This window comes from Metamycoplasma hyosynoviae (assembly GCF_004365165.1).
Classification (GTDB): Bacteria; Bacillota_I; Bacilli_A; order Mycoplasmatales; family Metamycoplasmataceae; genus Metamycoplasma; species Metamycoplasma hyosynoviae.
The window spans coordinates 4,189-19,667 of the sequence record NZ_SOCH01000009.1 but is presented as its reverse complement, the minus strand read 5'-3'; the positions used below and the strand labels follow the sequence as shown (position 1 = coordinate 19,667).

At 27.7% G+C, this 15,479-nt stretch carries 11 protein-coding genes and 1 pseudogene; 8 read left to right on the top strand and 4 right to left on the bottom strand.

The annotated features are described in order from the left end of the window. Positions 1-1,073 (bottom strand): annotated as a pseudogene (locus JN03_RS03510) (hypothetical protein); the annotation flags it as partial. A 1-nt stretch (position 1,074) separates the two neighbouring features. Next, a complete protein-coding gene (locus JN03_RS03505; protein WP_036441105.1) occupies positions 1,075-1,305 on the bottom strand; it encodes a hypothetical protein in 231 nt (76 codons plus the stop codon). A gap of 356 nt (positions 1,306-1,661) precedes the next feature. Between JN03_RS03505 and JN03_RS10020 the strand changes: the two genes are divergently transcribed. The 8 genes from JN03_RS10020 (at position 1,662) to JN03_RS10005 (ending at position 11,133) form a co-directional block, all read left to right on the top strand. Next, positions 1,662-4,220 (top strand): hypothetical protein, encoded by a 2,559-nt coding sequence (locus JN03_RS10020; RefSeq protein ID WP_134076763.1) that lies wholly within the window; start codon positions 1,662-1,664, stop codon positions 4,218-4,220. Between the two features lie 191 nt (positions 4,221-4,411). Continuing rightward, on the top strand, positions 4,412-5,755 hold the full coding sequence (locus JN03_RS03495; RefSeq protein WP_134076762.1) for a hypothetical protein: 1,344 nt from the start codon (positions 4,412-4,414) through the stop codon (positions 5,753-5,755). A 182-nt stretch (positions 5,756-5,937) separates the two neighbouring features. After that, on the top strand, positions 5,938-6,654 hold the full coding sequence (deoD, locus tag JN03_RS03490; RefSeq protein ID WP_134076761.1) for a purine-nucleoside phosphorylase: 717 nt from the start codon (positions 5,938-5,940) through the stop codon (positions 6,652-6,654). 1 nt (position 6,655) lies between these two features. Then, entirely contained in the window at positions 6,656-7,951 is a 1,296-nt protein-coding gene (locus JN03_RS10015; RefSeq protein ID WP_134076760.1) for a thymidine phosphorylase, read from the top strand. 69 nt (positions 7,952-8,020) lie between these two features. Further along, the gene (deoC, locus tag JN03_RS03480; protein ID WP_036441116.1) at positions 8,021-8,677 is read left to right on the top strand and encodes a deoxyribose-phosphate aldolase; all 657 of its coding nucleotides are present in this window, start codon (positions 8,021-8,023) and stop codon (positions 8,675-8,677) included. 4 nt (positions 8,678-8,681) lie between these two features. Continuing rightward, positions 8,682-9,314, top strand: coding sequence for a uracil phosphoribosyltransferase (gene upp / locus JN03_RS03475; protein WP_036441119.1), 633 nt, complete (start codon positions 8,682-8,684; stop codon positions 9,312-9,314). 111 nt (positions 9,315-9,425) lie between these two features. Beyond that, positions 9,426-10,391, top strand: coding sequence for a Cof-type HAD-IIB family hydrolase (locus JN03_RS10010; RefSeq protein WP_036441122.1), 966 nt, complete (start codon positions 9,426-9,428; stop codon positions 10,389-10,391). A gap of 28 nt (positions 10,392-10,419) precedes the next feature. Continuing rightward, entirely contained in the window at positions 10,420-11,133 is a 714-nt protein-coding gene (locus tag JN03_RS10005; protein WP_134076759.1) for a ribonuclease HIII, read from the top strand. Positions 11,134-11,283: 150 nt separating this feature from the next. On the opposite strand, the gene JN03_RS10000 is transcribed toward JN03_RS10005, so the two are convergent. After that, positions 11,284-14,628 (bottom strand): leucine-rich repeat protein, encoded by a 3,345-nt coding sequence (locus tag JN03_RS10000; RefSeq protein ID WP_134076758.1) that lies wholly within the window; start codon positions 14,626-14,628, stop codon positions 11,284-11,286. Between the two features lie 15 nt (positions 14,629-14,643). After that, a complete protein-coding gene (locus JN03_RS03455) occupies positions 14,644-15,447 on the bottom strand; it encodes a hypothetical protein (protein WP_134076757.1) in 804 nt (267 codons plus the stop codon). Positions 15,448-15,479 lie beyond the last annotated feature (32 nt).

Genomic DNA, 15,479 nt, shown 5'->3' with positions numbered 1-15,479 from the left:
TTACCATAATTAGGATTTTTGACTTCTTCTATTCTTTTAGAATATTCTCTTTTAAAATTATTATTTACAAATTTATTTGCCGCTTCACTATTTTTTAAAATTTCTAAATCATAATAATATTTTTTCAATCATTCTTCATCAACATGTTTATAAAGTTCTGTTTTATCATTATTAACTATTCATTCATTATCTTTATTTGAAGAAAAATTTTCAAAATATGCTTTACCATAATCCTCATATTTTTTCATATCATCCATTCTCGGTAATCTTAAAGTAACTTTATAATGTCTTTTTACTGCTTGATTAGTAAAATCTTTTATTGCATTTGTAAATAAATTATTGAAAAAGTCACTATCATTGCCTTTATATGATAATAATTTTTCATTTCCACTTTCATCTTTTAAATGTAAAGCCTTAAAAATTTTAGTTTCACCTGCCAAAACATTTTTATGATAAATATCATGCATTAATTCATTTATATCATTTTCATTAAGTGGATTGTAATATTTATCTTTTGCGATGCCATTTGATGAATATTTTAATTTATAAAATATATTTTCAACAATATCTTCTGTAGAGTTTTTGATTATGCTATTTTTAGCATTTTCTTCATCTTTAAATGGTTGATTTCTATGATCATAATATCTTTTTACAATGGCAAATTCTGGTAAATATGATCTAATTACACTTGATAAGTCATCAGTGTAATTACCATGAATATCTTTATAAGCTCTTTTAATTTTAGAAAAATCAACAGGATTTAATTTATTTGGATCCATATCAATTTGTCCATCAAAATCTTTAAGTTCTTTTTTACCTATAAAATGGTTAACATTTACTTTTTCTACTAAATATTTAACTATTTCATCTTTAGAATCAAAAATCATTTCTTTGCCATCAATTTTGATTACATATTTAGTTTTAGTACTACTAATTGATTGTTTTTTATTGAATTGATTTGATTTTTCTTTATTATCTATTTTTTTATTAATTCGAACAGTTGAAGTAGACACTAAAGTAATAGGGAATAAAGTTAATGATCCTAAAACTCCAAATAATATCTTTTTATTCATATTATTTACCTTTCTTTGTTTTTGTAATTACCGCAAAAATATTCTTTAATGTAAATTTGCTAGCATTATTACATCCTATAAGAACGTGAAAAGATTTAGTAATTAACTTAAATGAAATATTCTCTAATAACATTTTATTTTTAATTGGTTTTGAAACATTTATTATTTCAACAATAATATCTTTTTTAATATGTTCATTATAAAAAGTATTTTCCATATTAAAATTATACATTTTTATTCTTTTGAGTAATATCATTAATTTTATTAATCAATTAAAAAAAGAGGTGGGGGATAAAAAAACTAGGGCAAAAGATTTTGGTAGCGTCCAAAATTTAGGGGTTAGTAAAAAAATATTAACTTTGCATCTAATAATAGTAGAAAAAAACTCTACTATTTTTTATCATTTTTTTGATTTTTGATGGTTTAAAAACTAAACAAAAAGATGAAATTTTGCCTTTAAGCAAAATTGTTTTTTCACTTTTTAAGCTATGCTTAACTTTTATTTTAGATTTTAAAGGGTATAATTTTAAAATAGAGAAAAAAACGACAAAAAAATTTACGAAAAGAGATTAATAGTAAAAAAATTTTATGACTAAAAAAGTCTCGGCTTTATTGGTTTTGAATACTAGCATTCTAATACCAATAATAAGCACACCTTTATTAGTTAGTTGCAAAAATATTGATTATAAAAAAGACGTAAAAGAAGATTTTACAAAAAATAAATCTACTATTTTTGCTTCTGAAAGTATAAGTTACATCAAACTTGGTTCTAAATCAGGTAAGGTAAAATATGAAGCTCAATTAGTTAGCTCTAATGATAAAACTGGTGAAGCTACTATAAAAATTACACCAATTCAAAGTGGTAAAGTTAAAACTGCTTTTGAAGTAAAAATTACTGGTTTTAAAATTAAATTATCTGAAGTTTTAAAAGATGTTAAATCATTAGATTTAACTGAAAAAGAAAAATATAAAGTTGATGATTATATTTCTAAATTTTCTACTACTTTAAAAGATAAAGTTATAGTTAAAACTTCAGATAATTTAACTTTAACTACTTTTTTAAACAAAAACAAATTAGATGGAACAGTTGGTTTAAAAATCAAAGATTTGGAAAAAGGTATTGGAACTTTAAATGTTCAATTTAAATTAGGTGAACAAATAGAAACTAAAGAACTTGAAATATCTGGATTTTTATCTGATAATATCTTTGCATCAGTAATCAACAAGATTCTTACAACCACCACTCCAATGGATTTATCAGATAAATCTGATAAAACAGTTAGTGAATATAACACTCAATTTGGTTCAAATTTAAAAGATAAAATTACTTGTCAAGTTGAAGGAAAAAGCTGAACTCAATTCCTAACCGAACAAGGTTTTGAAATTGGTTCAATTACTTTAGAAGCTAAATCTGATGATTCAAAAATTGGAATTTTGAAAATTACAATTACTAAAGATTCTAAAAGTGAAACTTTTGCTAAAGAAATTGATGGATTTAAAGAAAGCGCTCAACAACCTCAAACCACTGATTTAAATAAAGCATTTGAAGAAGCATTAACTCTTGGTGGTATAGAAGATAAAACTATTGAACAATATAAAACCGAAAATCCTGATTTAACATCAAAAGTTAAAACTACAACAAAATCAAACGAAGAATACAAACAACATCTTGCTAATAACAACATTGAATTAGATACGATTTCACTTGAAGAAATAGCAGAAACAAAAGCTAATTTAAAAGTCAAAGTAAAAAGTAAATCTGATCCTACTAAAGTTCTTGAAAAGGAATTTGAAATTGATGGTTTTCAAAGAAAATTATCTGAAATTTTAAAAGAAATTAAATCCTTAGATTTAGTAGATAAAGATAAATATAAAGTAGATGACTATATTTCTAACTTTACCACTACTTTAAAAGATAAAGTTATAGTTAAAACTTCAGATAATTTAACTTTAACTACTTTTCTAACTATGAATAAATTAGATGCTGATGTTAGTTTAACTCCCAAAGATTTAGATAAAGGTATAGCAACTTTAAATGTTAAATTTAAATTAGGTAGTCAAACTGAAACTAAAGAAACTGAAGTGCCAGGATTTTTAGGAAATAGCACTTTTTCAGAAATAATAAATAAAATACTTACAGCCAACCCTGCAATGGATTTATTAGAAAAATCCGATAAAACAGTTAGTGAATATAACACTAAATTTGGTTCAAATTTAAAAGATAAGATTGCTTGCCAAGTCGAAGGAAAAAGCTGAAGCGACTTCCTAACTGATCAAGGTTTTACAATAGGAGCAATTACTTTAACTACTAAATCAGGCGATTCAACTACTGGAATTTTACAAATTCCAATTACAAAAGATTCAAAAACTGAAAATATCACCAAAGAAATTTCAGGATTTAAAGAAGAAGCACAACAACCTGAAATTGATTTAAATAAAGCATTTGAAGAAGATTTAACACTTGATGATATTTCAAACGAAAAAACGGTTGAACAATACAACAATGAAAATCCTGATTTAAAAATAAAAGTTAAAACCCAAAATAAAACTAATGAGCAATACCTGCAACATCTTACTGACAACAATATTGAATTAGATACCATTACATTAGAAGCAACCACTGAAACAAAAGCTAATTTAAAGGTCAAAGTAAAAAATAAATTAGATCCAACTAAAACACTTGAAAGAGTATTTGAATTAGATGGCTTTAAATCTAATTCAGTACTTCCTCCAACTCCACCAGCTGAACCCACAAATGCATTTGAAGCTGCACAACAAGGAAAATTAATTACCATTGAAAAGACTTCATCTACTTATAACGATGATATAGAAGCTATTAAAAAATTCTTTGTTGATACACAATCATTATCAAATAATAGTAGAAGATTAGATGAAGCAAAAAATGGAACTTGAACTTTAAAATCAAAAGGTAAAGGTGGGATTATAGCTAATCTTGGTGAATCTATTAAATTTGATGAAAAATGAGGCAAATACAAAGATGTTATAAAACCAGCTAAAGGTAACGGCAAATTCGCTCAAATTAATATTGAAAAAGATGGTTCTAATGAAATCATAAGAATTTATATTGAATTTAAAATTGATGGACACGATGATAGATTTGAAGTAGAATTTTGAAAAAAAGGATAATTAAAAATTATAAAAAATATAGCAAAACACCAACTGCTATATTTTTTTGTTTAAAATCCAAACTAGTCAAAAATTAGCCTTGAATTTTAAATTGTAAATTTAAAAATATAAGTTAATGATAGATTATAAATTTTTTATTTAATTGTATAATACTTACCCACAACTATAAAAACTAGGAAATCGAAGGACTTGTGAGCAAAAAAATATCAAAACCGCTACTATTTGCCGCGGTAGTTTTATCACCACTATTAAGCACACCAATATTAATAAGTTGCAATAATATTGATTTTAAAAATGATGTAAATGTAGATTTTATTAAAAATAAGAATGCCGTTGCTACAACAGATGTTTTATCAAACATAAAATTATCTTCTAAATCTTCTAAAGTTACATATGAAGTAGAACTAATTAGCACTAATGATAAAACCGGTGAAGTAGTAATTAAAATTACACCAATTTTGAAAAACCAACTTCAAACTGCATTTGAATTAAAAATAGATGGTTTTCAAAGAAAATTATCTGAAGTTTTAAAAGATGTTAAATCTCTAGATTTAATTGATAAATCTAAACATAAAGTAGATGATTATATTTCACAATTTAACTCTACTTTAAAAGATAAAGTAACTATTAAAACCCCAGAAGAAACAAGTCTAAATGATTTCCTAACTAAATATAAGCTAGAAGTTGAAGGTCTTACTTTAACTTCAAAAGATAGTTCTAAAGGAATAGCAGCACTATCAATTACATTTAAAATAGACGGTCAAACTGAAACCAAACAGTTTGAAATATCGGGATTCAAAATCTCTCAAAATCAACCTAATATTCCCGAAGGTCCAGGCGAAGATCCAGAAGATAATCTCCATAATCCTAAAAATCCTTCTGAACCAATAGATCCAGAAGATCCAGATGATGATCCTTACAATCCTGGAAACCCTTCTGAGCCAACAGACCCCGAAGATCCAGATGAAAGTCTAGATGAAGATCTGGAAGATAACCCTGGAAAACCTAATAAACCTAATAATCCAAAAGAACCTAGAGAACCTAAAGATCCAGGCAATCAAAAACCTCCTATAACATCAGAAGATCCTGAAAAACCTGAAAAGCCAAACAAACCAGAAAATCCAGGAACCCCTCCTTCGAATTCAGATCCAAAAGATGCATTAGATGCTGCTAAACAAAGTAAATTAATCACAGTCGATAAAAATGATCCTGATTATCAAAATGATGTTAATGCCATAAAAGAATTCTTTAAAAAACCTAAAACAGGAAGCAGAAGATTAGATTTACAAATTGATGGTTCCTGAACACTAAAATCAGGAGCTAATGATAGCCCCGTAAAACTTGGCAAATCAATAAAATTCAATAATAAATGAGGAAGTTTTGTAGAAATTATAAGAGCCGGAAGTAATAAATCTTGAAAATTTGCTCAACTAAAAGCAATTAACAAAGGATCTGAAATTTCTAAAATCAATGTCGAATTTAAAATTGTTGATCAACAACAAAAATTCGAAGTAGAATTTTGAGCAAGTAAATAATTAATAATTTGATATAGCAGAAACACAGTACTCTGCTATATTTTATTTTTGTTCTACAAAAATATTTTAGACTTTAAAACTACAACAAATTTTCTGAGGTAGATTTGGTTCATTAATTGTTATAATATAAAGGATAATTTTTATAGAAAAATTTACATTTTTATTGTTAAATAAGGAGAATAATGACACCACATATTAGTGCGAAACCAGGAGATTTTGCTAAATTAGTACTTATGCCTGGCGACCCACTTAGAGCAAAATACATTGCTGAAAAGTATTTAACTAACACCAAATTAGTGTCAAGTGTTAGAAATGTATTTATGTACACAGGTGAATACCAAGGACATAAAGTTTCAGTTTGTGCATCAGGTATGGGAGTTCCATCAATCGGAATTTATGCTTATGAACTATTCAAATTCTATGGCGTTGAAGCTATTGTTAGAATAGGATCAGCAGGATCATTTAAAGCTGATTTGAAAAACTATGAAATAGTGCTAGCTAAAGATGTTTATGGTGAAAACACAAGTTTTAGAGAAGGCTTTTTCCCAGGAGATCCTGCGAAATTAATTAATCCAACTTTAAAATTAAATGAATTAATTAAGAAAAACGCAAAAGAATTAAAGAAAAAAATTCACGAAGAAAGAGTATTTTCTGAAGAAGCATTTTACAACGTAAAATCAATCGAAGAAAAAATTGCTAAATCAGGCGGAGCTGTTTGCGTAGAAATGGAAGCTTATGGTCTTTTTACTATTGCTGAACATTTAAATAAACAAGCAGCATGTCTATTAACCATTTCAGATAATTTAGTAACCAAAGAATATACAACTTCAGAACAAAGACAAAATTCATTTAATGAAATGATGGAAATAGCATTGTCACTTGCGAAAGATTTTCAATAAAATGAGAATAAACGAAATAATAACTAAAAAAACAGCAAAGCAAGAACTTACAAAAGAAGAAATTAACTTCTTTATTCAAGAATATGTAAAAAACGCCATTCCTGATTATCAAATATCAGCTTTGCTGATGGCTATAAAATTAAATGGAATGACTGACACTGAAACTGCTAATTTAACTGAAGCTATGATGTATTCAGGTGAAGTCTTAAATTGAGATTTTCTTAATACTACAATAGTAGATAAACACTCAACTGGTGGAGTTGGCGATAAAGTAAGTATCGTATTATGTCCTATTCTTGCCGCTTTAGGTTTAACTGTTGCTAAAATGTCAGGACGTGGATTGGGTCATACTGGTGGAACATTAGATAAACTTGAATCAATTGAAGGCTTTAAAATTTCACTTTCAGAAGAAGAATTTAAAGATGTAGTTAAATCAGTAGGTATGGCTATAGTTGGTCAAAACGAAAAACTAGTTCCAGCTGATAAAAAATTGTATGCACTTCGAGATGTAACTTCTACAGTAGATTCAATTCCACTAATTGCAAGTTCTATTATGTCTAAAAAACTTGCCACAGGATCACATTGTATTTTACTTGATGTAAAATGTGGCAATGGCGCTTTTATGAAAAATGTAGAACAAGCTAAAGCACTTGGAAACTTAATGATTGCAATTGGTAAAAAATTAAACCGTAAAATAGCAGTTGAAATTACCAATATGGATCAACCTTTAGGAAAAGCTATTGGTAATAAATTAGAAGTATTAGAAGCAATGGATACATTGAAGGGCAAAGGCTCAAAAGATTTTACTGAAATAATTTATTCATCAGCTTCTACTTTGCTTATGCTTGGTGGTAAGGCTAAATCAGAAAAAGAAGCTAAGACGTTAATAGATGATGTAATTTCATCAGGTAAGGCTTATGAAAAATTCTTGCAATGAGTATCATCACAACACGGTGATATTAAAAAACTTGAAGATAAAAACTGATTTGCACCAAAATATAAATTAGAAGTGAAAAGTCCTAAATCAGGTTATTTAAAAATAAAATCAGCTATTAATTTCGGACTTGCTGCAATGAAATTAGGTGCAGGACGTGCTAAAAAAGAAGATTCAATCGATTACGAAGCTGGTATTTATTTAAATAAAACTTCTAATGAACACATTACAGAAGGTGAAGTATTATTCACATTATATTCAACAAAACAAATTGATCAAAATGTTGTTGAAGAGCTGCTTCAATCAATTGAATTTAACGCAAAACCTTTTGAAATCAAAACCGTTTTTGCTAAATTGATTTAATTTAAGGATAATAATTTAAAATATATTATTAGAAAATTCCAAATAAACATAAAGGAAATTAATTAATAAATGGAATATAACAAATTTTTTGATCACACTTTGCTTTCTCCACAAGCAACAAGTGCTGAAATTGATGAATTAATTAGTCAAGCAATCAAATACAACTTTAAATCAGTATGTATTGCTCCTTCTTACATAAAATACGCTAAAGAAAAATTAGCTAAAAGTGATGTATTAATTTGTACAGTTATAGGCTTTCCTCTAGGATATAATGCAACTAGTGTTAAAGTATATGAAACTAAAATTGCTATTCAACATGGTGCTGATGAAATTGATATGGTTATTAACATTGGTCGTTTCAAAAATAAAGAATATGAATATGTTCTTAATGAAATCAAAGCTATTAAACAAGAATGTGGTGACATATTATTAAAAGTTATTGTTGAAACTGCACTTCTAACAACTGAAGAAATTGAAAAAATAACTGAAATTGTTTTACAATCAGGTGCAGAATACATCAAAACTTCAACAGGATTTTCATTCAGAGGTGCTTCTTTTGATGATGTTAAAATCATGAAAAAAGTTGCTAAAGATAAACTATTAATCAAAGCATCAGGCGGAATTAAAACTGGTAAAGATGCTATTGAAATGGTTAAATTAGGTGCTAATAGATTAGGTACTTCAAAAACTGTTCAAATCTACGAAGACATTCTCGGAAATAAATAATAAAATGGTAAGAATAATTCAACATCCTCTAATTCAAACTAAATTAACGGAAATGCGTTGTAAAAATACATCGCACAAAGTTTTTCGTAATAATTTAAATGAAATTGCTTCTTTAATGGTTTATGAAATTTTGCGTGATTATAAAACCAAAGAAGTGCAAGTAGAAACTCCTATTGCAACTACTACTGGCTTTAAAATGGATGCTGAAATTGTACTAATTCCAATCTTGCGGGCAGGACTTGGGATGGTGCAAGGAATAATCGACCTAGTTCCAGAAGCTAGGGTAGGTCATATTGGAATTTATCGCGATGAAAAAACTTTCCAACCTAACGAATATTTCTATAAAACCCCACAAGATATCAATAAACAAACTAGCAATGTTTTAATAGTAGATCCTATGCTTGCTACTGGAAGTAGTGCATGCGATGCTATTGATCGCATCAAGCAAGAAGGCTGGAAAAATATTAAGTTGGTTTGCCTTGTAGGTGTACAAAAAGGAATAGACAATATTGCTAAAAAGCATCCGGATGTTGATATATTTCTTGCTGCTAAAGACGAAAAATTAGACGAAAATAATTACATTGTTCCAGGTTTAGGTGACGCTGGCGATCGCATCTTCGGAACAAAAGGAAAATAAACGCTGAAAGCCCAGCGTTTTTTTATGTGCTAATAAAAAACGTTTAATATGTTAAAATTAAACTATTAATAATTTACATTTTGTTTTTTAATTTTTAATTTAGAGGTAATAATGACAAAAAGAATCGAAAAAGAATCTACTAAAAGAAGATTTTTATTCGCACTTGACCTAGACGGAACATTACTTGCCGATTCAGCAGAAGGTACAATTCACCCTAAAACTGAAGAAGCTATTAAAAAAGCAGTAGCTGAAGGTCATATTGTTTCAATTATTACAGGTCGTCCTTGAAGAAGTACTCAGCCTGTATATGAAAAACTAGGTTTAAACGCACTAGTAGGAAACTACAATGGTGCTCACATTCACAACCCATCTGATCCATTTTTCATTCCTGAAATATCATATCTAGACTTAAATGAAGTTTTATATGTTTTAAATGATGATATTGTTAAAAATGAAATTTCTAACTGAGCAATTGAAGGCCCTGATTGAGTTCAACTTCAAAAACGTGATGAAAACTTAGAAAAAGTTTTTGGGTTTAGAAGTGCTTCAAAATTCAAAACTGAAATTAACTTAGGAAAACTTCCTTTGAAGCCAACTGGTGTTATATTTGACGCTAAAATGGACACTGATGTTATTAAACTATTAACTTATTTGAAAAGACGTTATGGTGATTTATGTGAATTTTCATCATGATCAAAAGGTAAAGGTTTAAGTCCGATATTTGATATTACTTCACTTGGTGTAAGTAAAAGTAAAGTAATATCATTAATGATAAGATACTACAATATCAATATTGAAGACACTGTTGTTATAGGAGATTCATTTAACGATGCTAGCATGTACGAAATTGGAAACGTTGGTGTAGCACCATCAAATGCCGAACCTTACATCAAACAACTTTCAACAGTTGTAATGAAACAATCTAATAAAGAAGGTGCTGTAGGTTATTTCATTGAAGAATTTCTAAAACGCCCTGATAAATACATCAAAATGGGTATTAAAAGAAGAGAAACCGAAAAAGCTAATCTTCAAGTAGTTAAAGCAGATAACTTCTTTAATGAAGAAGAAGAAAAATAATAATAAATTAAATAAATAGGGGGGTAAAATGCCAAAAAATAATTCTTTTAATAAAGAGTTTCATTCCTACATTGGCATTGATGAAACTGGAGTAGGCGATTATTTTACCCCTGTAGTTTCAGTAGCTTGCTACATTCCTTCTAAAGAAGTCCAAGAAGCTTTAATCAATCTTGGTGTATGCGATAGTAAAAAACTATCCGACCATCACATTCAAACACTAGCCCCACAAATTATGAAAATGGTTAAGTGAAGTAAAAACGTTTTAACTCAAAATGGTTATAACAATTTAATCAAAAATAACATTAATAATAATGAAGTTAAAACACTAATTCATTTAAATTCTTTAAATAATTTAAATAACACTTTTTCAATCGATGAACTTCCTAATGTTATTATTGATCAATATTGTGCTAGTGAGCAAGTTTTTCAAAAACATATTAATAAACTAACTTCTATTCCTTGATTGCAATTTCATAGACCATTAAATAAAATTTTTCTACAACAAAAAGCAGAAACTATAGCTTTACCAGTAGCAACTGCTTCTATAATAGCAAGATATATTCTTATATTACATATGGAAAAACAATCTAAAAAATATGATTTTCCATTTATGTTAGGATGTAGCAGCAAAATTATCGACCAAGGTGTGGAACTTGCAAAAAAAATAGGTATAGAAAAATTTAAAGAAATAGCAAAAATTAGCTTTAAAACCACTCAAAAAATCATCGAAAGATTGCAGTAAGAAGCTTCTGAAGATAAAAATTAACCATTTATAAATTTCAAACATAGTATAAATCGTTTATACTATCTCCAAAATAAAAATACCAAGCACAAAATTACGCTTGATATTTTTTGTTTGCTTAATTTATTATTTAATTCGAACTGTGAAATATTATAATGATTTTCACTCTATTTTTAATTCAGCTGGATATACACCGGTTTGAGTGCTGCTTGTTCAATGTTGTCCTACTCAATATTGGTTTCAACCTGAAGGTTTTTGGCTGTGACCTTTAACTTCAACAGTAACACCACTGAAATTTAATTGGACAGTAGCATGTTGTGTAGGCTCATTTGAATAAATTGCATTATAGTTACCATTTTTCTCACTACCAAACATAAAGAATGGACCAATTTGCTCAACTGTTTGAGGTAATATAATTTTCTTAAATTGAGGTCATCAAAATGCTTGACGACAAATTGTTTTAAGTTTTGTTTGTGATAAATCAATAGTTTCCATTCCTACCACAGAACCAAATATTGGTCTATATACATTTGCATCACCAGTACCTAAATGTTCTAATTTAGTTAGTTCATTGAAGTTTATATTTTTGATTGAGTTTGCACTTCCAGTCACTAATTGTTTTGAAATTTTTCTTACATTTTTTGGAAGGTATAAATTTTTTATCCCATTTCAATTTGCAAAAGTATAATCGATTTCATTTGCACCATTATCACTTTGGAAATCTGGAAGACGCAAAGTTTCAATGTTGTTAGCATCTGCTATCATTTCAAAATTAAAATTATCTCTTTGGAAGTTTCTTAAATCAACTTCTTTTAAAGCAGAATTAGTACTATCAAATAAATAATCATCTAACTTAGTTAATGCATTAGATTGCAATGTGAATTTAGTTAATTTATTACCTGTAAATGCGTTTTTTTCAATATGTGTATATTTTAAATTGTCACTAAATTCACCACTAGTTTCTTCTACATCATGGAATTTATATAATTTCTTTTCATCATTTGATTCTAAATAGTATTTATGATGAATTTTATCTTGTGTATAACGTAAAGTTTTAGTATTTGAGCCACCAGCTTCATTAAGCATAAATCTAAATGAACCTTTTAAAGTAGTTGATCCTGTTTGTTGATTTATATCAAATGAAGGTCATACTTCTTTAGAAATACCGTGGTAGTATCCTGATACACCTTTATGTTTCTTAGATTCATATACAGCATCAGATTTTACAGTATTGCAATAACTTGAAAATAGATTGTTGATTTCTTTTATATTGTCATATAGTGAAATACAATATAAATCACCTGATTCACCATCAATTAAAGTATCTATTTTCTTAATTGATTTAGGAAGTTTTACACCCAATATTTGAGCATATTTTTCATCATAAGTGTTGATGATTAATCTTTCAATTTCCTCAATACCATCTTCTACTTCAACAAAATAATTTCGGTCAAAAGTCTCATTTACATATAATGTGTTTGCTTTAATAACTTTATAGCATCCAATTTTTGCTGGAACTTTGAAAACCAAGTTTTCTTTTCTTTTAGTTAAAACTGCAACTTTATGACCATCACGTTCTATAACGTCATATAAAAATTTGCTTTCATTTTGATCAGAAACTTGAAAACCTGATATTACTTTACTATATTCTTGCGAAGTAGTTCCATTAACTTTATCTTTAATTTTATATGTGACAGTAATTTTATCTTTATCAGTTTGTTTAACTTTTATAGAACTTTCTACAAATGCACAACGTGAATCAATGGTTCTTTGATCAATTTTAGAAAATTGATCTCATATTTCATATGCTATTTTAGTGTTTTTACCGCTAACATCAAATGATACTTTTTGAGCTAAATCTTCAATAAGTTTTTGTGGCATTTTAAAGCCGGGAATAATTTTTTGCACTTGTTTTGAAGAAATATCTGATCCACCATTCTTTTCTTTAATTCTAAATGATACTTTAATTGATACTAAATCAGTAGGATAAGAAATTTCTACACTTGTAGGATCTACTACATAACTATTATCTAATTGTGAAGTTAATTGTGAAAAGTTATTTATACTTGAAGCTTCTTTGGTTGCAGCAGAAGCTACTGCTAGAGGGTTTTCAACACTATCAATGTAAGTATCTAATTCACTTTTAATTAAATAGTTTTTGAAATCTTTAATAATGTAAGTTTTTGGTTCTGATTGATGTTGAGTTTTTTTATCTCTTATTACATAACTAACAACAACATTAGTTCTTTTTGCAGGATCATTTTCATCTTCTTGTTGTAATTCTCTGCCTGTATAAACAACTTCAAGGTTGTCGTGATGGGCTTGCAATGAAAGGGTATTAGTTAAAAAGATTTTATTTAATGAGTTTGCAAAAGTGTTTTGCTTATCGGTGTAATCAAAAGTTATTTTTGAAGCTGCATCAGCAACTATTTTTTTGTAATTAAAGAAACCTGCCATATCAATTTGACGTGTTTGAGAAGTTTCTTTAGTATTTCTATCAACTATTTTAACAATTGCTTGAACCGTATCTAAATTTTTTTCAAACTTTTCAAATTCTAAAATGCAATTTGAATTTTTTAAAGGTGTACCTTCAATAATTCCTTCTTTGTTGGCATCTTGAATGTAAGTATTTTCAGCATCTTTATATTTAAATTCTAGTGAATTCAAATATTCAGTTAATAGTGTTGATGGAATAGCGAAGTCTTTAAATTTAATTTCTAGTTTATCAGAAATAAACTTTTCATCATCAATAGATTTAACTTTTAGTTGATATGAAAATGTAGCTTCAGCATTGTTGTCATCAGTTTGTACATTAACATTTTTAATTTCATATTGCAAAGCATCATTATTATCTTGTTTCAAGAAAATTCTAAAGTGTTTGAATTCACCATTTTCTTTTTTAGCTACTTCTGAAGCTAAGTGTTGACCACGGTTAAAATTGTTAATAAATACAATTTGAACTTTGTCATTAAATCTATCTTCTTCTTTTTCACTGATCTTACCAAGATCATTAAGTTGTTGCTTTTCTTTTGGCGGTCTTACATCTTTAAAATCAAAGATTTTAAAATTAGATTGTGCTTTTGTAATTTTATTACGAAGTGCAAACTTTGTACGGAAGGTAGTATAAGGTTTATCTTTATCAAGTGGTTGCTTGTTAACTTCTCCATCAACTTCTTCAACCACAAGTTCATAAAGTTTAGTGTCTAAATTAGATGATGCAAAATCAGCGATAGTTTTGATGTCATCTCTAGTTTTTGTTTCTTTATCTTTAACATCAATTTTAATTGATTGTAAAACTTTGTCAAGAAAAGAAACTTTTCTTTGGTTTGAAAAAACTGTTGTTATTGATACTACTGAAGATAATGCTGCAGCAGCTGCACCTGCAGCTGATCAAATGATAACTTTGTTTTTAGGGGTTTGTGATTTTACCTTATCTTGATTTTGCTGAGGTGTTTGTTCTTGTGTATTTAAATTTTTCTGTTCTTGCTCTTTCATTTAAATTTCCTTAAATTACAAAATTTTTGCAAATGATAGAATTAGAAAAATTAAGTTAACTAAAAATAGTCCCGAAATAATACCAATAACTGCAAATACTCATTTTGGCATTTTGTATCTAACAGTTGAAATTTTGATAGATTCAGTTGCTTCAAAACCTGTGTTTTTTAAAATTTCAGAAATTTTTGAACTTGCTAAAATTGCCTCTGAATAATATTGGGTTGGTGTTCCAAGGCCACCAATAGTTTTGATAAAAATTTGTGATTTAGTTTTATCTTGTTCTAGGAAATAATAAACATCAACATCATTTCCATTTTCTAATGTGTTTTCAATCACAATTTTTCCGTTAAAGTTTTCAAGTGTTCCTTTAACATCTGATTTTTGAATGTCTTTAGCTTTTTTAGATTTAGCCAAAAGTTCAATTTTTACTTTTGAAGCCAAATCGTCAAGTGTTTGACTAGCAGCGGCTGTTGAAACTTGTTTAATTTCTTCAGTTTTGCCTGCTTGAATTTCTAGAAGTTTGTTTTTCAACAAAAATTCAATATTTGTGGTTTTAATATCAACTTTTAAAGCTACTAATTTGTCTAAAAGTTGTTTTGATTTTAAAACGTCAAGTATTCCACAAACTTTATTTTGTAAATAAAAATATAACATTGTTTGTGGTTCTTTTGCGTTTTGCATAACAAATTGTTTTAATGATTCTAGTAAGTTTGGCAAGACTACCGGTTTTGCTTGCACTCCAACTTCAGAGATTAAATAAACAGTTTGTTTTGTTTGTGGATGGATAGTTTCTCTTAATAGAAACTTTTTCTCAGCCATTTTTTTCTCCTTAAATTTTTACGTAAAATTCG